Source organism: Rothia nasimurium (assembly GCF_042660305.1).
GTDB classification, from domain to species: Bacteria; Actinomycetota; Actinomycetes; order Actinomycetales; family Micrococcaceae; genus Rothia; species Rothia nasimurium.
Window position 1 is genome coordinate 1 of record NZ_JBHSTW010000020.1, and the last position, 19,789, is coordinate 19,789.

General features: G+C 58.9%; 17 protein-coding genes. 11 read left to right on the forward strand and 6 right to left on the reverse strand.

Annotated elements, in window-relative coordinates:
• The first annotated feature begins 63 nt into the window (after positions 1-63).
• Both ACFP6B_RS09450 and ACFP6B_RS09455 read left to right on the forward strand, forming a co-directional pair.
• The gene (locus ACFP6B_RS09450; RefSeq protein ID WP_377129519.1) at positions 64-852 is read left to right on the forward strand and encodes a LysM peptidoglycan-binding domain-containing protein; all 789 of its coding nucleotides are present in this window, start codon (positions 64-66) and stop codon (positions 850-852) included.
• A 20-nt stretch (positions 853-872) separates the two neighbouring features.
• The gene (locus ACFP6B_RS09455; protein WP_237223063.1) at positions 873-1,376 is read left to right on the forward strand and encodes an Rv3235 family protein; all 504 of its coding nucleotides are present in this window, start codon (positions 873-875) and stop codon (positions 1,374-1,376) included.
• A gap of 124 nt (positions 1,377-1,500) precedes the next feature.
• Here ACFP6B_RS09455 and ACFP6B_RS09460 read toward each other — a convergent pair whose 3' ends face one another.
• From ACFP6B_RS09460 to ACFP6B_RS09470, 3 genes are all read right to left on the reverse strand, one after another.
• Positions 1,501-2,886 carry an RNA polymerase sigma factor gene (locus ACFP6B_RS09460; protein WP_377129521.1) on the reverse strand — a complete coding sequence of 462 codons (1,386 nt, stop codon included), beginning with the start codon at positions 2,884-2,886 and terminating at the stop codon, positions 1,501-1,503.
• Between the two features lie 188 nt (positions 2,887-3,074).
• Complete coding sequence (locus tag ACFP6B_RS09465; RefSeq protein ID WP_377129523.1) at positions 3,075-4,481, reverse strand: DUF4192 family protein; 1,407 nt, start codon at positions 4,479-4,481, stop codon at positions 3,075-3,077.
• A gap of 226 nt (positions 4,482-4,707) precedes the next feature.
• Positions 4,708-5,673, reverse strand: coding sequence for a proteasome assembly chaperone family protein (locus ACFP6B_RS09470; RefSeq protein ID WP_237185406.1), 966 nt, complete (start codon positions 5,671-5,673; stop codon positions 4,708-4,710).
• 294 nt (positions 5,674-5,967) lie between these two features.
• On the opposite strand from ACFP6B_RS09470, the gene ACFP6B_RS09475 reads away from it, so the two are divergent.
• The 4 genes from ACFP6B_RS09475 to ACFP6B_RS09490 all read left to right on the forward strand — a co-directional run bounded on the left by ACFP6B_RS09475 (position 5,968) and on the right by ACFP6B_RS09490 (position 11,392).
• Positions 5,968-7,482 carry a leucyl aminopeptidase gene (locus ACFP6B_RS09475; RefSeq protein ID WP_377129526.1) on the forward strand — a complete coding sequence of 505 codons (1,515 nt, stop codon included), beginning with the start codon at positions 5,968-5,970 and terminating at the stop codon, positions 7,480-7,482.
• Positions 7,483-7,659: 177 nt separating this feature from the next.
• On the forward strand, positions 7,660-9,054 hold the full coding sequence (lpdA, locus tag ACFP6B_RS09480; protein WP_377129528.1) for a dihydrolipoyl dehydrogenase: 1,395 nt from the start codon (positions 7,660-7,662) through the stop codon (positions 9,052-9,054).
• A 99-nt stretch (positions 9,055-9,153) separates the two neighbouring features.
• A complete protein-coding gene (gene sucB, locus ACFP6B_RS09485; protein ID WP_377129530.1) occupies positions 9,154-10,848 on the forward strand; it encodes a 2-oxoglutarate dehydrogenase, E2 component, dihydrolipoamide succinyltransferase in 1,695 nt (564 codons plus the stop codon).
• Between the two features lie 160 nt (positions 10,849-11,008).
• Entirely contained in the window at positions 11,009-11,392 is a 384-nt protein-coding gene (locus ACFP6B_RS09490) for a hypothetical protein (protein WP_135011345.1), read from the forward strand.
• Between the two features lie 91 nt (positions 11,393-11,483).
• On the opposite strand, the gene ACFP6B_RS09495 is transcribed toward ACFP6B_RS09490, so the two are convergent.
• On the reverse strand, positions 11,484-13,139 hold the full coding sequence (locus tag ACFP6B_RS09495) for a protein kinase (protein ID WP_377129532.1): 1,656 nt from the start codon (positions 13,137-13,139) through the stop codon (positions 11,484-11,486).
• Between the two features lie 195 nt (positions 13,140-13,334).
• Between ACFP6B_RS09495 and lipB the strand changes: the two genes are divergently transcribed.
• From lipB to ACFP6B_RS09510, 3 genes are all read left to right on the forward strand, one after another.
• The gene (gene lipB, locus ACFP6B_RS09500) at positions 13,335-14,012 is read left to right on the forward strand and encodes a lipoyl(octanoyl) transferase LipB (protein WP_135011347.1); all 678 of its coding nucleotides are present in this window, start codon (positions 13,335-13,337) and stop codon (positions 14,010-14,012) included.
• Between the two features lie 67 nt (positions 14,013-14,079).
• On the forward strand, positions 14,080-15,087 hold the full coding sequence (lipA, locus tag ACFP6B_RS09505; protein ID WP_185173127.1) for a lipoyl synthase: 1,008 nt from the start codon (positions 14,080-14,082) through the stop codon (positions 15,085-15,087).
• A gap of 126 nt (positions 15,088-15,213) precedes the next feature.
• Positions 15,214-15,963: a DUF4191 domain-containing protein gene (locus tag ACFP6B_RS09510; RefSeq protein ID WP_237205047.1), complete on the forward strand. Its 750-nt coding sequence runs from the start codon at positions 15,214-15,216 to the stop codon at positions 15,961-15,963.
• Positions 15,964-16,037: 74 nt separating this feature from the next.
• Here the strand turns inward: ACFP6B_RS09510 and ACFP6B_RS09515 are convergent, their stop codons facing one another.
• On the reverse strand, positions 16,038-16,739 hold the full coding sequence (locus tag ACFP6B_RS09515) for a hypothetical protein (protein WP_377129535.1): 702 nt from the start codon (positions 16,737-16,739) through the stop codon (positions 16,038-16,040).
• 12 nt (positions 16,740-16,751) lie between these two features.
• On the reverse strand, positions 16,752-17,141 hold the full coding sequence (locus ACFP6B_RS09520) for an RDD family protein (protein WP_237185413.1): 390 nt from the start codon (positions 17,139-17,141) through the stop codon (positions 16,752-16,754).
• A gap of 357 nt (positions 17,142-17,498) precedes the next feature.
• Here ACFP6B_RS09520 and glnA point away from each other — a divergent pair, with 357 nt between their 5' ends.
• A complete protein-coding gene (glnA, locus tag ACFP6B_RS09525; protein ID WP_237198427.1) occupies positions 17,499-18,923 on the forward strand; it encodes a type I glutamate--ammonia ligase in 1,425 nt (474 codons plus the stop codon).
• 112 nt (positions 18,924-19,035) lie between these two features.
• On the forward strand, positions 19,036-19,788 hold the full coding sequence (budA, locus tag ACFP6B_RS09530; RefSeq protein WP_283489365.1) for an acetolactate decarboxylase: 753 nt from the start codon (positions 19,036-19,038) through the stop codon (positions 19,786-19,788).
• Position 19,789 lies beyond the last annotated feature (1 nt).

Genomic DNA, 19,789 nt, shown 5'->3' on the forward strand with positions numbered 1-19,789 from the left:
GCTTCGTGCTCGCATAGGAGATGCTCCCCATTAGTTGGTGACTGTTTTTTAGTAGTCCAACTTATGGGGAGCAGTTCACTGGGCGGAGCTGGCGCCTCAGGCATGCTACTTCACTCACTTCTGAGCGAAGGGAATCAAGACCTAGGAATCACTTCTCGTAGCCCGGGCACCTGGATGAGCCTGCTAGTCTGCGCTATCGCTGGCCTGCTTTGTCTCTGCATCGCCCTCTGGTGGCTAGCTGGTTTAGTCTTCTACTACAGCGCCCTAGCTCGCGCCCGACGTTCTCCCCTGCACATACAACTTCCGGTATGGGCCCCGGGACTCCTCAAAACACTTGCGGGAGCTTCTTTAGGTCTGGGAGCTTTGGCTCCCGCCCAGGCCTATGCCCTACCCTCTGAGCAAGCTATCTCGGTAACAGCTAGAGTTCACAACAGCGAGACAAACTCACCCCTATTCCCTCAGGCTTCTCAAATTAACCACGACGTCGAGGCATTATCAGCTGACTCCACCCTAGCCTCTGCTACTTCGCCCCTCTTTTCCCCAGAACAAACCCAGGAACGAGCAACAGTGAAGGTTCTTCCCGTTACGACAAAGAGCTACCAGCCCATTTCACCCCTCTTCGGGGGTGGCACCCGCGTGCAGCCGGACTTTTCAGAAGACGTAGCAGCTACCACCTATACCGTAGCCCCGGGCGACTCGCTATGGAGTATCGCAGAAGACCACCTGGCCCCCGATGCTTCAGGCGCTGAAGTGCTAGCGCTCGTGCACACTATCTGGCAACTCAACCAAAAGACCATTCCCACCCTGGACGCCCTGATTTTCCCAGGTCAGACGATTACCCTACCCCACTAGGTTTTGCAAAGGAGCACACCATGAAAACCGCTTTCCCAGAACGTGATGACCGCAAATACATCATCGTCGAAGCTACCGAATACGCCGAAAAATATGCACCCTACTTTGAAAAGGGTCAGCCAGCAGAACCCGCTGTCAGCCTCTCCTTTATCGATCAAGAAGAGCAGGCCCTTGAGCAACTGGGGGTTCGCATTGGTACCGCTGCCATCGAAGTTTTCATGGGGCGCAGGCCTCAGCACCATCTAGCTCCCTGGATGACAGCCGGCTGCTACCGCACCCTAGAAAAGCAGCTTGAACAGGCAAAAGCCGCCATTCGCTACCGACAGCGTCATTACCCCCAGGCCCCTTACCCCAGCAAGCCGCCTGCTGTAATCCGCCCGCGACGTATCATCGTCCAGAAAGTTGCTGAGACTGCCTATGAAATGAGTTTGCTGGTGACCGACGACGTCCGCACCCGGGCCGTAGCTCTACGGGCAGAACGCAAACGGGGCAACTGGAAAATCGCCACCCTCGCCATCGCATAACTCCCAGATATTTAGCAACTCCCACCTTCTCTTATGCCAACCCACCCCATCAAAAAGGCGGGTGCCCCTCGAGCTAGAAGGCTCAAGGGCACCCGCCTGTACCGCAACTACAGCAGTTCGGTTTTTAGTCTAGGTAGTCACGCAGAACCTGGGAACGGCTGGGGTGACGGAGCTTAGACATAGTCTTTGATTCAATCTGGCGGATACGTTCGCGGGTAACGCCGTAGACCTTGCCGATTTCGTCAAGGGTCTTGGGCTGGCCGTCGGTCATACCAAAGCGCATAGCAACAACACCTGCTTCGCGCTCAGAGAGGGTATCAAGCACCGAGTGCAGCTGCTCCTGGAGCAGGGTGAATGAGACAGCATCGGCAGGTACTACTGCTTCGGAGTCCTCAATCAGGTCGCCAAACTCAGAGTCGCCGTCCTCGCCCAGAGGGGTGTGCAGGGAGATCGGCTCACGGCCGTACTTCTGAACCTCGATGACCTTTTCGGGGGTCATATCGAGTTCCTTAGCGAGCTCTTCAGGGGTGGGTTCGCGGCCCAGATCCTGCAGCATCTGACGCTGGACGCGGGCCAGCTTGTTGATAACTTCAACCATGTGCACGGGGACGCGGATGGTGCGGGCCTGGTCAGCCATTGCACGGGTGATAGCCTGACGGATCCACCAGGTTGCGTAGGTTGAGAACTTGAAGCCCTTTGAGTAGTCGAACTTCTCAACGGCTCGAATCAGGCCCAGGTTACCTTCCTGAATCAGGTCGAGGAAGAGCATACCGCGGCCGGTGTAGCGCTTGGCCAGGGAGACCACCAGACGCAGGTTGGCTTCCAGCAGGTGGTTCTTGGCGCGACGACCATCGTGAATTACCCAGCGCAGTTCCTTCTTGAGCTGCGGGTCCATATCGGGGTTCTCTTTGAGCTTGTGCTCGGCGTAGAGGCCGGCCTCAATACGCATAGCCAGGTCGACTTCCTGCTCAGCATTCAGCAGGGCAACCTTGCCAATCTGCTTGAGGTAGTCCTTGACGGGGTCTGCGGTAGCACCGGGGGTAACAACGCGGACGGCAGGGGCATCGTCTTCATCGTTGTTGGTCAGGACGAAGCCAGAACCCTTAGCTGCTACAGCTTCAGCTTCTTTCTTCTCTTCCTTGGTGACAGAGTCTGCCTCGTCTTCGTCATCGTCTTCATCGACATCTTCGATGTCGTCGGTATCGAGGTCTTCGTCGTCCAGATCGATATCGTCGTCCTCGTCCTTAGCCTTGCGGCTCTTCTTGGGGGCAGCCTTCTTAGCTGCGGTCTTCTTGGGGGCTCGCTGAGGTGCGGCGCTTTCTTCGTCGTCTGCTTCTACGGCGTCTGCTGCCTCGTCAGCCTTTTTTGCTTTGGCGCGAGTTGAGGTTTTTTTAGCGGTGGCTTTGGTTGCAGCGGTTTCGCTGGCTGCTTTCTTGCGTGCGGCTGGTGACACAGAAAACCTTTCTGAGCTAGTTGACCGTAGCGAGTGTGATGCGGTGTTCGCGGTCAAAACACCTAAGACCCTGTCAAGTGATCGATTCGCACAATACAGTTTCCAGGGTATCTATCGGTGGGTATAACGCCCGAGTAGGGGCTTCTATTCCCGATAGGAAGCTGTATTTTTGAGAGACACTTTGAGCGGGGTCAATAGTCAAGTATGACATGTTTTAGGTTTTCTGGCGAAGAAGGCACGGCCGCTTATCTGCGGTTCTTGGTCACGTAGGTCTCTGGGGCTCCGCCGGGCAGAGTAAGCCAGGTAGGGAAAGCACTGACGCTCAAAAGGTAATGCAGGGGTAGAGAGCCCCCATCGCGGTAGGTGCTGTCGATAGCCTCCAGCAGGTGGAAAGCTTCCGTAGAGTTGCCCCGCATCCAGCTTACCCACGCCTGTGCAGCAAGGAGGGAAGCTTCGGCTTTCCCCCTAGCGGAGCTTTCCAGCACGGCTGCCAAATGCCACAAGGCTTCCAGGCGCTTCCAGTCTGGCGGGGTGGGATCTACACCAAAGAGAGTTTCAGCCATTTCCTTCAGACTGTCTTCGGTGCTATCTATCTGATCGTGCGCACCCTGTTCAGGCTGGCTGAGACGATCGAGCTGGTACCGGTGCAGGGTTGACGGCAGGGGCAGAACCCTATCCCCCGTAGTTTGCCTGTTCAGCCCCAGTTCTTGGCTGCCCTGTTCTAGAGCTCTCAGAGCTGCTAACGAGTCTTTGAGGGTACGGCAGGCCTGAAGAATCACGAGCTGGAGGGTGGCAAAGCTATCGAAAGAAGCGATCAGAAAACCAGCTGCATCGGGAATCACCTCAGCTCGTATAGCATCGGCTAAGGTCCCAGCGTAGAGCCCCTTGCTACCCCGCGGCCCATCAAGCAGGGACGCAACGGCACCTATAGCCTGCTCCCACAGCTCTAGTTCAGCAGCAATTTGGCAGGCTTCTTGGGGGTTTTGCTCTTGTTTCTCTTCCAGGTAGAAAGCGCTATAGGCTTCTGTATTGACCTGCCACCGTTCTTGTTCCTCTGGGTCCTCAGTTCCCAGGGCTGTGCGATTCTTAAGTTCCTGGGCTTCATGTAAATCACTGGCAACAAGCGACCCGTGGGCTACCAGTTCGCTATACAGCGGGCTGGTCAAGACCTCGTCTAGAAAACCAGCAGGAGCCAGCTGCCCTTCAGCCGGATTCACAGCCCAGTAGGCCTGCTGCCCCACCGCAAGTACATCGAGTACATTCAGCCCGTGAAGGGTTGCGTGGGCTGGTGTGAGCTCCGCATAGCATTGGGCTGCTTCTAGGAAGGTTTTTTCTACCGAAACGTCCACTTCTCCGGATGCTGCGCCATCGGCGAAGAGCAGCAAGAATACACTGGTGATGGGGTCCCCGGTAGGGCTATGGGTGGGGAAGGCCTCGAAGATATAGGTCAGGAAGTCATTCGGCGCTACCTCAGAAACATCGGGCATATCAACACGCAGCAGGGGCCCTATTCCCCCATCGCTCAGAGCCAGGAGCATGATGGACTTTTCAGGCCAGTAGCCTAAAAGATGCAGGGCAAGGGCGAGGACGTCGCGCTCCGAGCTGAGGTAGGTAACGATAGGTTCTTCTGGGGTGTGGTGATTCTCTGTCATACCTATCAGGCTGATAGAGAAGAGTACCTAAGACGAGCCCAAGCAGGCCTGTGGATATTCCCCACCCGCTGGGCGTCCGACGTCCGCCCCTGTCAAAGCAAATAATCAAGCCCTCACGGGGCGCACGCTTCCCATAAATCGGTGAACCCGTGACGCATCTATGACGCCCCTAAAGCGGGTTTCCACAGGCAGTTTCACCGCGGGGCCAGGCCCGGCCCGGGCCGGTTTAGGAACCGGAGGGGCCCAGGCCGCGGGGGCCGTCGCCGTCCGCATCCCGAGTGTTATGGTCGAGCTGAGCCAAAAAGGCCTCTACCTCATCACCGATTTCATCCCGGCTAGGTACCCGACCAGCGGCACGCTCAGAGAGGGGGAGGCTACCGAACCCCTGGGCGGCGTTCGCGTCGTAGGACTCTTCGAGGCGCTGAATCATCATCTGAATTTCAGGGCTAGCGCTAGCCTGCTCGTCAATCTGCAGCTGAACATTCTCGGACAGCTCACGCAGGCGATCCGAGGGCAGGCTTAGCTTGGCTGCCAGCGACAGGTGCTCCATAGCGACAAGAGCGGTCTGGGGCAGCTCCGACTCCGACAGGTACTGCGGCACGTTCACTGCGAAACCGGCCGTTCCAATGCCGGCCTCGGTCAGGCGCACCTCCAGCAGGCTCGATACCGACCCAGGCACCAAAGCCTCGGGCTGGAAGGAGGAAATGCCGACCGTCAGGTCCTTACGGGACCCGTGCGCCGTTACAGGGATAGGGCGGGTATGCGGCACCGGCATGGGGAAACCGGTCACAGACAGGGCCACCGACACTTCAAGACGCTGGGCAATATCCACCACATCAGCTGTAAACCGCTGCCACAGCAAATCGGGCTCAGCACCGGTCAGCAACAAGAAAGGCTTACCCAGACGGTCTTCTACCGCGTACAGCTTGAGTTCGGGAAGTACCGGGTTAGTGTAGTGGTCTTTTTTGAAGGTAATGCGGGGCTTGCGTGACCGGTAGTCGTGCAGGCGGTCAGCATCAAACTCGATGACCGGCACATTATCAAGTTCATGCAGAAGCACTTCACCCAGGTGCCCCGCGGTGCCACCGGCGTCCTGGGGGTGCGAGAGAGCAATGACGAGGGGCAGACCTCTCAATCGGTCGTTTTCAAACGCCCCGGCGTGAGCTATATACAGCCGATCTTCGTGCGTCATCTTCCTAGCCCCCTTCTTTCTTCCCGTCTTCTGTGAGTCTCTATAGTACTCCAGGGTGTAGCCACTGTGTAGCCTAATGTCGCAGGTATAACGCTTGGAATATGCAGAACTATTCCTTCCAGGGCCGTAATTCTCACCCTGGCCCCTCTGCCTGTTCGCTCTGCGGTGATTTAGCCGTAAGGGGCGTTGCGCAGATTACATTCACGGGGCTTTTAGGCCTAGGCTTATAGACGATACTGCAGTTGCCCTAGAGCGCGGCTGCCCCTCTTATATCTACTGCGAAGGGAGATTTCTGTGAGCGATTCTCACGATCTGTCATTCTCTGTAACCGCCCCCGACCTTGAAGCCCTTGAGGCCGATGTGCTGGTGCTCGGTGTGTATTCCGGCAAGGAAGGCCCCTCACTGGCCGCTAACCCCCTCGATGCCGAAACCGCCGAGGGCCTTGAGGCTATTTTGGAAGATTTGGGCGTCAGCGGCGGGCAGGACGAGCTCGTTCGGCTTCCCGGCTTCGACGAGGCGGGCGCCGACGTCGTTGCCCTCATCGGCCTAGGCTCTCAGAAGGAAGACGCCGCTGCCCACCGTGTTGCCCTGCGCTACGCAGCGGGCTCAGCCGTCCGCCAGCTTGCCGGTGTAGAAACCGTAGCCCTCGCCCTTGGCGCAGAGTCCGTTGAGGCAGTAGCAGCTATCGCAGAAGGCGCCGCCTACGGCGCTTTTGCCGATACCCAGCTGCGGGCTAAGACTGCCGATTCGGTCAAGGCTCCCGTCGCCGAGGTTCTCATTGTCACCGATGTAGCCCCCGCTGAGGCAGAAGGTGCCCTGACTCGGGCTCTCATTCTGGGTGAGGCCGTTGACCATACCCGCCGCCTGGTCAACACTCCACCCTCCCATCTCTACCCCGAAACCTTCGCAGAGCGTGCCCTTGCCCGCGTAGAGGGCCTTGAAAATGTTGAAACCAAGGTCTGGGACTACGAAGAACTGGTCGCCGAAGGCTTCGGCGGCATCGCGGGTGTCGGCCAGGGGTCAGAGCGCAAGCCCCGCCTGGTAGAGGTCAAGTACACTCCCGAAAAGGCCGAAAAGACCGTCGCCATTGTGGGCAAGGGCATCACCTTCGACACCGGTGGCATTTCGCTCAAGCCCGCCGGATCCATGACCACCATGAAGTCCGACATGGCAGGTGCCGCAACCGTCCTCAACGTCGTGGCAGCAGCTTCTGAGCTCAACCTGCCGGTTGCCGTACACGGCTACCTCTGCCTGTCCGAGAACATGCCCGGTGGCAACTCCATTCGCCCCGAAGATGTGCTGACCATGCGCAGCGGTCACACCGTTGAAGTCATGAATACCGACGCCGAAGGCCGCCTGGTCATGGCAGACGGCCTGGCCCTGGCATCCGAGGGTGAGCCCGACGTCCTTCTCGACATCGCAACCCTGACCGGTGCCCAGCTCATCGCCCTGGGCGTGCGCACCGCAGCGGTCATGGGTGACGATACCGTCCGCCAACAGGTTGTTGAAGCAGCTACCGAAGCCGGCGAAGACTACTGGCCCATGCCCATGCCCGAGCACCTGCGCAAGAGCCTCAAGTCCCCCGTCGCCGACCTGCAGAACATCGGCTCCCGCTACGGTGGCATGCTGGTAGCAGGCCAGTTCCTCGAAGAATTCGTGGGCGAAAAGGACGGCGCAAAGATTCCCTGGGCCCACCTGGACTTCGCAGGCCCCTCCTTCAACGAGGAAGGCCCCTACGGCTTTACTCCTAAGGAAGGCACCGGCCACTCCATCGCCACCCTGATTAAGTTCATCGAGGCCTACGCCTAAACCTTACTTTCCAGGGAACTTTTACATTTGCACCCCGTTGCCCGCGTTCTAGCAGGTAACGGGGTGTAATCATGCCCACCCGAGCAATAAAACACCTGCCAATAGTGGCAGGCGGACGCGTTCAAGGGATAAGCTAGAAAACGACAGTACATAAGGGGGCTTAGGCCTCCGCGACCCATGCAAGGGAGCGTCAACGTGGCCGATTCGGCAACAACAGAATTCGATATCCTCATCCTCGGTGGCGGTAGCGCCGGTTACTCCGCAGCTCTGCGCGCGGTACAGCTGGGCTTCACCGTAGGTCTGATCGAAAAGAGCAACCTGGGCGGCACCTGCCTGCACACCGGTTGCATCCCCACCAAGGCTTACCTGCACGCTGCAGAACTCGCATCCGAGGCTCAGCACGCTTCAAAGTACGGTGTAAACACCACCCTCGAGTCCATCGACATGGCTAAGGTTCGTGACTACAAGGACGGCATCGTCGCCGGCAAGTTCAAGGGCCTGACCGGCCTTCTCAAGATGAAGAAGGTCACCGTCATCGAGGGCGAAGGCAAGCTCACCGGCAAGGACACCATCACCGTCGCTGGCACCGAGTACAAGGGCAAGCACATCATCCTGGCATCCGGTTCTGTCTCCAAGACTTTCGGCATCGAGATTCGTGACCGCGTGCTCACCTCCACCGAAGCCTTGCAGATGGACTACCTACCCAAGAGCGCTATCGTTCTGGGCGGCGGCGTCATCGGCTCCGAGTTCGCCTCCATGTGGAACTCCATGGGCGTAGAGGTCACCATCATCGAGGGCCTGCCCCACCTGGTCCCCAACGAAGACCCCTCTATCATCAAGGTCGTTGAGCGCGAATTCAAGAAGCGCGGCATCAAGTCCTCACTGGGCAAGTTCTTCAAGACCGTTGAACAGGACGCCAACGGCGCCAAGGTCACCCTTGAAGATGGCACCGTCTTCGAGGCAGACATCGTTCTTGTTGCTGTCGGCCGTGGCCCCAACACCGAGGGCTTCGGCTACGACGAGCAGGGCCTGACCATGGACCGCGGCTTCGTCATCACTAACAATCGTCTGCACACCGGTGTCGGCAACATCTACGCCATCGGTGACATCGTCCCCGGTGTCCAGCTGGCTCACCGCGGCTACCAGCAGGGTCGCTTCGTTGCCGAAGAAATCGCTGGCCTCAACCCCCAGGTCGTTGAAGACATCAACATCCCCAAGGTCACCTTCTGCGAGCCTGAAATCGCTTCCATCGGCTACTCCCAGCCCAAGGCTGAAGAGAAGTTCGGCAAGGAAAACGTTGAGGTTGCCGAGTACAACCTGGCCGGTAACGGCAAGTCCTCCATCCTGGGCACCGGCGGTCTGGTCAAGGTTGTTCGCGAAAAGAACGGCCCCATCATCGGTGTTCACGCCGTTGGTAAGCGCATGGGCGAGCAGATCGGTGAGGCCCAGATGTGGGTTGTCTGGGAGGCCTTCCCCGAGGACGTCGCCCAGTTCATCCACGCCCACCCCACCCAGAACGAATCACTGGGTGAAGCTGCAATGGCTCTGGCAGGCGCACCCCTGCACGGCTAAGACAAGCCCCTGCGGTAGGCGCTGGCCCTAACCCTAGTTATAGGGCAAGCGCCTACCCCCTACAGATTTTTATCACTCACAAGGAGAGCACGAAGGACTATGTCCACCACCGTAGAACTGCCCGCACTGGGCGAATCCGTAACCGAGGGTACCGTTACCCGCTGGCTCGTTGAGGTTGGCGAAACCGTTGAGGTTGACCAGCCCATCGTTGAGGTTTCCACCGACAAGGTCGACACCGAGGTTCCCTCACCCGTAGCCGGTGTTGTTGAGAAGATTCTCGTTGAAGAGGACGAGGACGTCGAGGTCGGCGCTCCCCTCATCGTTATTGGCGACGGCTCCGGCGCAGGCTCATCTGACGATGCCCCCGCTGCAGAAGCCCCCAAGGCTGAAGAGAAGGAAGAAGCTCCCGCCGCTGAGGAAAAGAAGGAAGAGGCACCCGCTGCCGCACCCGCGTCCTCAGGCTCAGCTTCTGGCACCGAGGTTACCCTGCCCGCCCTGGGCGAGTCCGTCACCGAAGGCACCATCACCCGCTGGCTCAAGGAAGTTGGCGAAGAAGTTGCCGTTGACGAGCCCCTCGTAGAGGTTTCCACCGACAAGGTCGACACCGAGGTTCCCTCACCCGTAGCCGGTACCCTGCTCGAAATCCGCATCCAGGAAGACGAGGACGCCGAAGTCGGCCAGGTTCTGGCTATCATCGGTGACGCTTCAGCCGCTTCTGCTCCCGCAGAAGAGAAGAAGGAAGAAGCACCCGCAGCTGAGGAAAAGAAGGAAGAAGCACCCGCTGTTTCCTCCACCGACGCAGCTGCAGAGGCCCCCGCTGTTGAACTGCCCTCCGGCGAAAACGGCGAAGCCTACGTCACTCCCCTGGTCCGCAAGCTGGCCAAGCAGGAAGGCATCGACCTGTCCACCATCAAGGGCACCGGTGTTGGCGGCCGCATCCGCAAGCAGGACGTCCTGGCTGCTGCTGAAGCTAAGAAGGGCGCTGCTCCCGTAGCATCAGCCCCCGCTACTGAAGCTCCCGCAACCGCAGCTCCTGCCAAGAAGGAAGCCCCCAAGGCTGCAGCGTCCTCAAAGCGCGGCACCACCGAAAAGGCTCCCCGCATCCGCCAGACCGTTGCTAAGCGCATGGTTGAGTCACTGGCTGTTTCAGCTCAGCTGACCACCGTCCAGGAAATCGACCTGACCCGTCTGGTTGCCCTGCGCAACAAGGCTAAGGCCGGCTTCGAGGCTCGCGAGGGCACCAAGCTCACCTTCCTGCCCTTCTTCACCAAGGCAGTCACCGAAGCTCTGCAGCAGTTCCCCCAGTTCAACTCATCCATGAGCGATGACTTCAAGGAAATCACCTACCACGGTTCCGAGAATATCGGCCTGGCAGTTGACACCCCCAAGGGTCTGCTCGTTCCCGTTGTCAAGGACGCCGGCGACCTCAACATCGCAGGTATCGCCAAGAAGATCAACGACGTTGCCAAGCGCGCCCGCGACGGCCAGGTCGGCCCCGAGGAGCTGTCAGGTTCAACCTTCACCATCTCCTCCACCGGCCAGACCGGCGGTGTCTTCTTCACCCCGATCATCAACCAGCCCAACGTAGCGATCCTGGGCATCGGCTCCACCAACAAGCGTCCTGCTGTTATCCAGGATGCCGAGGGTAACGATGTTATCGCTATCCGCTCGCTGGCCTACTTCTCACTGACCTACGACCACCGCGTTGTAGACGGTGCAGACGCTGGCCGCTTCCTGGCCTTCCTCAAGCAGCGCCTTGAAGAAGCAGCCTTCGAAGCTGAGGTTGGTCTCTAAACCACAGGTCTTAGTTCTCTGAACTAGGCTCTCAAGTGCCCCGCTGGCAGAAGTTAGCGGGGCACTTTTCTATCTACTAGGGGGCTCGCGTGGTCACCCCCACACCGGTTTTAGTGGCGAACTGTCGCTAAACAACCAGGTATTACGTAGACTTGTCATCATGGCTATCGCATTTTCAATTCTTCTTTTCTTGCACATCGTTGGTGCCGCAATGGTTTTCGGCCTGTGGCTAGGCACCTTTAAGCAGGGCATCGTTCTGCCCGGCCAGTTCCACGCAGCCCTGCTGCAGGTCGTTACCGGTTTTGCTCTCTACTTCATCCAGATGTCACAGAACATGACTCTGAACCACATGATGATTGGCATCAAGATGGTGATTGCCCTGGTTATCGCTGTAGCGGCCTTTATGGGTCAGAAGAAGTACAAGGCCGCCCGTGCCCTGGGCACCCCTGAAAACGGTAAGAACGTAGCCCTGGCCCATACTGTTGGTGGCCTGGCCCTGATCAATATCGCTATCGCTGTTTTCATGCAGTACCCCCAGATCTAATAAGGCGAGAACACCTAGGTTCTTACTCCCAGGGGCGGTGTACCGGTTTGGTACACCGCCCCTGGTCTATATAGAGGCAGGGCTGTAGGTGCTATAGGGCGGACGGGTCTAGGGGCAGGGGCCGTGCCTCGGTCAGCAGGTAGGTTCCGCCCTCGGCTTGGAGAATCAGCTCCACGCGTTGAAGCACCCTACCATCGTGCTGACTTATACCCTGCGCTGCCAGTTCCCGATCGCTACCGGCGGGACTGTAGCCGTTCGCTTGCACCGTAGCCTGGATTCTGTAGCCGTTCTCGGTTGCCGTGATCTCGCTGATATCCACCAGTTCTGTGCTCATATCGGCTAAAGCGGCCGCGCCTTCACTTGCCAGTAGCTGGCTGTCGGCTTCAGCCAGGGGTGAGCCTAAAACCGCGTAATCGCCCATGCTCGCAGTTTCCCCAGAGGCAAGTACCCGGCTCCGGGTAGCTACGAGCTCTGCTACAAGAAGAGCTATATCGTCATCACTGGGTTCTAGGGCTACTGCCTGGTCTTGCTCGACCTCGGCCTGCGGCTTCTCGCTAGCACGCTGTTGATCTGCCCCTGACGGTGTAAGTGCAGGAAGAGAACCCGCTGCCTCAACCGCTGCCGGGGTAGCTGAGTCCTGCTGGGGCTCTGATGCGAGCAGCTGGTACCCGGTCCCGGCTATGGCGAGAAAACCTATCAGGATAGCACCGCTCATAGCCCAGCGTTCCCGCAGATACTGCCCTACCGGTAGTCGTCCGGCCCCTTTGCCCTTCCTCCTAATACGGGACAGCCCGCCTTGAGGCACCTTACTCCCCCGCGATACATCGGGCAATTTCCCGTACACCTGACGGCGTTGTTTCACCGCCCGGCGGGGCTCTACTGGCGCAGGCTGCCTGTAGGCAGGAAGACGGGGACGCACGCTCTGGTGGGCGCTGAGGTGAAGTTCGAGGGGCTCGGGGTCTGCCGCCAGCTCAATAAGTGCTAGTAGGTCAGTAAGCTGGGGCTGCTGGGCACGAGAGTCGATAGCGTCCTCAAGGGTCTGGGCCAGGGCGTCGCTGGCCTGGGGAACAGCCAGGTTCAGGGGAGCCCTCAGACGCATGGCCTTAGGCTCTTCCCCGGTGAGGCAGAGCCACAGCAGGGCAGCACAGGCTGCGATGTCATCTGCCTGCCGGCTCTTCTGCACCGCGGACGCCAGTGAACGGGTATCGATATCGGGGGCAAGGAGTTTCAGCTCGCCCCGCACGGTGAAAACGCAGTGACGGGCCGCTAGCTCAGAATAGGCAAAGCCCTGTTCGTGGAGGTAACCCAGTGCCTGGGTGAGGGCTCTGGCAACGGTGGTTACCTGCCCCAGTGGCAGTTTTCCCTTGGCTCGGCAATAGTCGGCAAGGGTGCCAGCCTCAGCAGGTTCATACCAGATATGGTAGGAGTCCTGCGATGAGGTCACAGCATCGACTCTCAGCACTGCGGGGTGAGGGGTGAGGGAACACAGCCGTTCTGCGGATTTCGCACTAGCTTCTGCATCGCCGGTGATCTGAGTCAGAGTGTAGGGGCCCGCCTGCACCTCAAGGTAGGCGGCACTTTGGTAGCCGCAGTCCACAATCCAGGTGCTGTGGTGGGCTCCGCTTTCAAGGCGGTAGCGCGGGGTTACGTCGGGCAGGTTACCGGGTATCAGCAGGGCCTGGTCGTTTTCTGGTTCAGGCGGTGCGGACGCCCGGGTCGGCTGGGGTAGGTCTGTGGGGGTACTCATGCTTTAGCTATACACCACCTGATAGAGCCACCGCCGGGAGTATCCACAGGGCTAGCATTTACGCTAGTCAACTGCATGAAGGTGCCCTGTGGATAAAAACGTCATCTAGCGTCACAGCACCACATCCCGGGTTCAGACGGCCAGAGTCTCCCTGAATATTTTCGCCCCACCGTCAAAAGGGCTACCCTAGAAGGTATGGCACTTTTGTTTGAACGGGTCGGGCTTGCCCCCGACTATGTGGAATACACCTCCGCGCTGGACTACCAGCGCACCGTCCACGAAGAAGTCGCCACCGGCGTCCGGCAAAATACCGTCCTACTGCTAGAACACGAAGAAGTCATTACCGCCGGTAAGCGCACCGAAGACCACGAATACCCGACCGATAACCGCGTGCCCGTCATCAAAATTGACCGCGGCGGTAAGCTCACCTGGCACGGCCCCGGCCAGCTGGTTGGCTACCCTATCGTGCAGCTGCCCGAGCCCATCGACGTCGTCCGCTACGTGCGGGTACTCGAAGAGGTGCTCATCAACGTCCTGACCGACCTGGGCATCACCTGCCAGCGAGTCGAGGGGCGCTCAGGCGTTTGGGTGCTAGGCGATGGCGCCCTGGTGCAAGATAAAAAAATTGCAGCTATCGGCATCCGCGTTGCAAAGAACACCACCATGCACGGCTTCTCCATCAACTGCAATAACCCCACCGACCCCTTCGGCGCCTTTATCCCCTGCGGCATCACCGATGCGGGCGTCACCACCATTAGCGAACAACTCGGCCGGAATATAACCCCCGCCGATATTGTTGACCGAGTAGAAGAAGAGCTGGCCCGTTACGCCGACCAGCTCGCCGCCGACTTCACACCGGCCCCCAGCGCATAAACCGCTCCCCGGCAGAAGCCGCCAGCACACCCACCACAGGTTTACCACCAAAGGAGAACCCCACCTCATGAGCGCCCAGCCAGAAGGCCGCAAGCTACTTCGCGTTGAAGCCCGCAATGCAGAGGTCCCCATCGAGAAGAAGCCCTCATGGATCAAAACCAAGGCCAAGGTTGGCCCCGAATACAAAGAAATGGTTGATCTAGCCCGAGGCTCTGGCCTTCACACCGTGTGTGAAGAGGCCGGCTGCCCCAACATCTACGAGTGCTGGGAAGACCGCGAAGCAACCTACCTGATTGGCGGTTCAGAGTGCACCCGTCGCTGCGACTTCTGCATGATCGACACCGGTAAGCCCGTTGCTATTGACCGCACCGAGCCCCTTAAGGTGGCCCTCAACGTCAAGAAGATGGGCCTGCGCTACGCCACCGTCACCGGTGTAGCCCGTGACGATCTTGAGGACGGCGGCGCCTGGCTTTATGCCGAAACCATCCGCCAGATTCACCGCGTTTCCCCCAACACCGGCGTCGAAATCCTGATCCCCGACTTCAAGGGTAAGGAAGAGGACGTGCAGCAGGTCATCGATGCAGCCCCCGAGGTCTTCGCCCACAACCTTGAGACCGTCCCGCGTATCTTCCGTCAGATTCGCCCCGCCTTCCGCTACGAGCGCTCCCTGGACGTCATCACCCAGGGCAAGGAAGCCGGTCTGATTACCAAGTCCAACCTGATCCTGGGCATGGGTGAAACCAACGAAGAGGTCTACGAGGCCCTCTGCGATCTGCACGATGCCGGCTGCGACCTGATTACCCTCACCCAGTACCTGCGCCCGGGCCCCCTCTTCCATCCCATCGAGCGTTGGGTCAAGCCCGCCGAGTTCGTTGAGCTCTCAAAGATGGCCGAAGAGATTGGCTTTGCCGGTGTAATGGCAGGTCCCATGGTGCGCTCGTCCTACCGGGCCGGTAAGCTCTGGGCCCGTGCCATGAAGAAGCAGGGACGCGAAATCCCTGAGCACCTGTCGCATATCGACGACTCAGGCTTTGCTATGCAGGAGGCTAGCTCCCTGGTAGCAGCAGGGGCCTAAAGGACGCTACCCCCTAGGGTTTCAAGCGCCCACCGGTTTCATCGGTGGGCGCTTGCCGTATAGAATGGGTAAGTTAGGGCGCGTATCGCACCCGCCCGCCCAGAATCGACTCACGAAGGAAACACAGTGGCTGAATCCCGTGGCAGCACCCGCGCACAGACCCGCGAAGAAAAGAAGAAGGCTCGCGAAGAGCGCCGCGCCAAGCGCGGCCCCGGCATGTTTGCTCAGATGAAGCAGGTCTATGCTATGACCCGCGAGCAGGACCCCAACATCCCCTGGATTCTTGCTCTGGTCTTCTTTGGCACCGTCCTGGTCTTCCTGCTGATCGGCCTGCTGCTCAACAACTGGATTACCTTCCTTCTCATCGGTATCCCCCTGGGCGTTCTTTTCTCTGTCATGGTGCTCTCCCGCCGGGCAGAAAAGGCAGCTTTCGCCCAGCTGGAAGGCCAGCCCGGTCGCTCCGGTGCAGCTCTTTCAACCCTGCGCCGCGGTTGGATTTTCGAGCAGCAGCCCGTTGCCGCTAACAAGTCCCAGGACGTCGTCTTCCGCGCCATCGGCCGCCCCGGCATCGTCCTGGTCACCGAAGGCCCTACCGGCCGCGTCAACGGCCTGGTCCAGAAGGAAAAGCTCAAGTACGCCAAGATCGTACCGACCGTTCCCGTAACCGTCATCAACACCGGGCACGCTGACGGCCAGGTTGAACTCAAGCAGCTCACCAAGACCATGAACAAGCTGCCCAAGAAGCTCACCCAGCAGGAAATGCACCAGGTAGCTAACCGCATTGATTCGCTCTCCAAGCACAACAACATGCTGAACGCTATTCCTAAGGGTATTGACCCCATGCGTATGCGCCCCGACCGTCGAGGCATGCGCTAAGCCGCAGGTTTCCCATCAAGAAGGGGCCCGCTCAACAGATGTTGAGCGGGCCCCTTCTTGATGCGTACAGGCTTTTACTGCACGGGCTTCTTCTTTGAACCGCGCCACCAGTTCATGATGAAAACGTAGGCAATCAGTGCCAGGGTTATCTGCATCATGTAGCGGTCGATGGTCTCAAGGGTGGGCTGGATACCCTCGCCGAAACGCAGCCCCAGGTAGAGGTAAAAGAGTTTATTGCCGATTGCTAGCAGGTAGATGTAGAGGCCGATAACCCAGCCCTTGAGCTGACGGATACCGGCGATAGCCACCAGAATCGCCGCCGGAATCGGTGAGAAAGGGATAAAACCCAGCAGCAGACTCAGAAAGAGGTGCTTCTCAACAAAACCCTCAAGTTTGCGCCACCACAGGGGGGTGTGGTTAGCGAACAGCCAGGTGATGAAGTCCTGCCCCCAGTGCTTCCCCATAAAGAAGTAGACCGCCATGAACTTGATGTGGCTGGCGGCAGCAGCTGCGGTCAGGGCTGCCAGCATGAGGGCAGCTCCCTGATTCTGGGCAGCGGTAATCAGCAGCCCCAGCCCCGAACCGGTCAGCAAAGAAACCAGCCAGGGCGCGTTGACCAGCAGATTAGGTCGCAGGGGAATCATGACCATCGAGAAAATGGTCATGAAGGCGAGCAGGCTCAGCAAGATCTTGTCGATTGGCCTGGGCTGGATCAGAAAGGACGGCAGCGCCGGGTCGTTCTCTTTCGGCGGCTCTTCGCCGGTAGGGTTCGTCATATCGTCTTTCATTTATCGAATCATCACCAAAATAGTGTGGCGAGCCCGGTCGTGCAGGCCGCGCTGGTCGGCATCCATAATGACAACAGGTAGCACCAGCATGACCATAGACTGGCGAATCAGAGCGGTCAGCCAGCCAGCGGGCTTACCATCAAGTCGCTGTACCTGCATACCGAGAGCAAAATGCCCCACCGTATGCCCCATAAAACCGACAGCAGCAACCATATAGAGCCAGAAAATAACCAGCTGGGCAACATCAAGCACAGCGGTATTCACGCCCGGAAAAACCGTCTGCCCCAGCACAAAAAACATGCCCTCAATGAGCAGCCAGTCAATCCAAAAGGCCAGCAAACGGCGCACCGGGCGAGCGATAGCACCCCGCCCCGACCGCGGCCTGCCCATATTCTGCCCGGGGTACTCCTGGTCGGTAGGAGCCCCCTCTATCCAAGAACCTAAATCTCTTCTCGTAACCACCCAACTAACCTTACCGGCTATTACCCCCTTTCCGCCCAAGAAAACCGGGCGCAGGCGTCCTACCCTCTGAGAAACCCGGCCCCAAACCACCTACACTAGAAAAGGGGAACCTAGCCACCCAAACCCACGTAACACCAACGCAACCCAGCTGACGGTACGTTACACACGCGAAACAAAAGCGATACTTTAGGGCAAAAAATACGCTCTAGGCTAGAAACAACAGCGAGGGAGCCCAGGCAAACGGGCGCCCATGGGTCGAAAACAACTCAAGGAGAACAAACGACCATGTTCACTACCGCACAGGAAGTCCTCGACTTCATCAAGAACGAAGACGTCAAGTTCGTTGATATCCGCTTCTGTGACCTGCCCGGCGTACAGCAGCACTTCAACCTGCCCGCTAAGGCTATCGACGAAGATTTCTTCATCAACGGTCAGATGTTTGACGGTTCCTCTATCCGCGGCTTCCAGGGCATCGCCGAATCAGATATGCAGCTGATTCCCGATGTCACCAGTTGCTACGTAGACCCCTTCCGCCTTGAGAAGACCCTGGTTGTTACCGGCTCCATCGTCAACCCCCGCACCGGCGAGTCCTACCACCGCGACCCCCGCGGCGTAGCAGAACGTGCCGAAGAGTACCTGAAGTCAACCGGCATCGCCGACACTGCCTTCTTCGCATCCGAAGCAGAATTCTTCGTCTTCGAAAACGTCCAGCACGAGGTATCCCCCCAGTCAGTCTTCTTCAAGATTGACTCCGACGAAGCTCCCTGGAATTCTGGCCGCAAGGAAGAGGGTGGCAACCTAGGCAATAAGACCCCTGTCAAGGGTGGCTACTTCCCCGTCTCCCCCGTCGATAAGCAGGCCGACCTGCGCGACGCCATGTGCGTAGCCCTCGACGAAGTGGGCCTTGAAGTAGAGCGCTCTCACCACGAAGTAGGTGCTGCTGGCCAGGCTGAGATTAACTACAAGTTCTCCACCCTCACCCAGGCAGCTGACGACCTGCTCAAGTTCAAGTACGTCATCAAGAACACCGCCGATCAGTGGGGCAAGACCGTTACCTTCATGCCCAAGCCCGTCTTCGGCGATAACGGTTCAGGTATGCACTGCCACCAGTCGCTCTGGCAGGACGGCGAGCCCCTCTTCTACGACGAGCGCGGCTACGCAGGTCTTTCTGATGTTGCTCGCTGGTATATTGGCGGTCTGATTGAGCACTCCTCATCAGTTCTGGCTTTCACCAACCCCACCGTCAACTCCTACAAGCGCCTGGTGCCCGGCTACGAAGCCCCCATCAACATGGTCTACTCCCAGGGCAACCGCTCTGCCGGTATCCGCATTCCCATCACCGGCACCAACCCCAAGGCTAAGCGCCTCGAATTCCGTGCGCCGGACCCCTCATCCAACCCCTACCTGGCGTTCGCTGCCCAGCTCATGGCTGGTCTGGACGGTATCCGCAACCGCATCGAACCCCCCGCACCCATCGACAAGGACCTCTACGAGCTGCCCGCCGAAGAAGCCGCAGACATCAAGAAGGCACCCGCCAACCTGGAAGAAGCCCTTGACGCCCTCGAGCAGGACCACGACTTCCTCCTGGCCGGCGACGTCTTCACCGAAGACCTCATCTCAGCCTGGATTGACTACAAGCGCACCAACGAGCTCGCTCCCCTGCTGCTGGTCCCCCACCCCCTCGAATACCAGATGTACTACGGCGTCTAAGCCCTAGTAAACTGAAATTACGAGCACAAAGCCGCGCTTAGGCGTCCGCCTCAGAAAGGACGCCGCAGCGCGGCTTTTGCGCACACCCGCCGCTTACCCCAAGGAGATAACCATGAGCCCCCAAAGCACCATTCTCGAAGGCCGCTCCACCATCTACCGCAATGAGGTCTTCCAAACCGGTCTGATGAGCCAGCTTTTGGACGGCATCTACGACGGGGATATGACCATCGGCGAACTGCTGGGTCACGGCAACTTCGGGGTGGGCACCTTTGACGGGCTAGACGGTGAAATGATCGTGCTTGATGGCACCTGCTACCAGATGCGCTATGATGGCTCTATCTCGCTGGCATCGCTCGATCAGAAGACCCCCTTTGCGGTCATCACCAACTTCGTGCCCGCTATTAAGCGGGATCTGCCCACCAACCTGCTGCGTACCTCAACCAGTCAGGTACTCGATAACTTCACCCTGTCGGATAACTACATGTACGCCATCAAAATCGTGGGCGATTTCGAATGGGTGCGCACCCGCACGGTCAAAAAACAGGAAAAGCCCTACCCCAAGATGGTTGACGCCGTTGAAGGCGAAGACATCGTACAGTTTGATGATGTCTCCGGCACCATCGTGGGCTTCCGCACCCCCATCTACGAGCAGGGTATCGGCGTGCCAGGCTGCCACGCCCACTTCATCGATGACGAGCGCACCCGCGGCGGGCATGTGGTCGACTTCAAGCTGCGCAGCGCCCACGTGGAAATCTGCCCCGGCACCGGCCTGCGCCTACACCTGCCCCTGAACGAAGCCTTCTCGAACGCAGACCTATCGCCTGAAGACCTGGCAGACCAGATTTCAAAGGCTGAGAAGCACTAGG

Coding starts and splice junctions, on each gene's coding strand:
- glnA (WP_237198427.1), top strand. CDS start 17,499: ATGTTCACTACCGCACAGGAAGTCCTCGACTTCATCAAGAACGAAGAC.
- lpdA (WP_377129528.1), top strand. CDS start 7,660: ATGCAAGGGAGCGTCAACGTGGCCGATTCGGCAACAACAGAATTCGAT.
- lipB (WP_135011347.1), top strand. CDS start 13,335: ATGGCACTTTTGTTTGAACGGGTCGGGCTTGCCCCCGACTATGTGGAA.
- ACFP6B_RS09495 (WP_377129532.1), bottom strand. CDS start 13,139: ATGAGTACCCCCACAGACCTACCCCAGCCGACCCGGGCGTCCGCACCG.
- ACFP6B_RS09465 (WP_377129523.1), bottom strand. CDS start 4,481: ATGACAGAGAATCACCACACCCCAGAAGAACCTATCGTTACCTACCTC.
- ACFP6B_RS09490 (WP_135011345.1), top strand. CDS start 11,009: ATGGCTATCGCATTTTCAATTCTTCTTTTCTTGCACATCGTTGGTGCC.
- sucB (WP_377129530.1), top strand. CDS start 9,154: ATGTCCACCACCGTAGAACTGCCCGCACTGGGCGAATCCGTAACCGAG.
- budA (WP_283489365.1), top strand. CDS start 19,036: ATGAGCCCCCAAAGCACCATTCTCGAAGGCCGCTCCACCATCTACCGC.
- ACFP6B_RS09455 (WP_237223063.1), top strand. CDS start 873: ATGAAAACCGCTTTCCCAGAACGTGATGACCGCAAATACATCATCGTC.
- ACFP6B_RS09520 (WP_237185413.1), bottom strand. CDS start 17,141: ATGGGCAGGCCGCGGTCGGGGCGGGGTGCTATCGCTCGCCCGGTGCGC.
- lipA (WP_185173127.1), top strand. CDS start 14,080: ATGAGCGCCCAGCCAGAAGGCCGCAAGCTACTTCGCGTTGAAGCCCGC.
- ACFP6B_RS09470 (WP_237185406.1), bottom strand. CDS start 5,673: ATGACGCACGAAGATCGGCTGTATATAGCTCACGCCGGGGCGTTTGAA.
- ACFP6B_RS09450 (WP_377129519.1), top strand. CDS start 64: ATGGGGAGCAGTTCACTGGGCGGAGCTGGCGCCTCAGGCATGCTACTT.
- ACFP6B_RS09515 (WP_377129535.1), bottom strand. CDS start 16,739: ATGACGAACCCTACCGGCGAAGAGCCGCCGAAAGAGAACGACCCGGCG.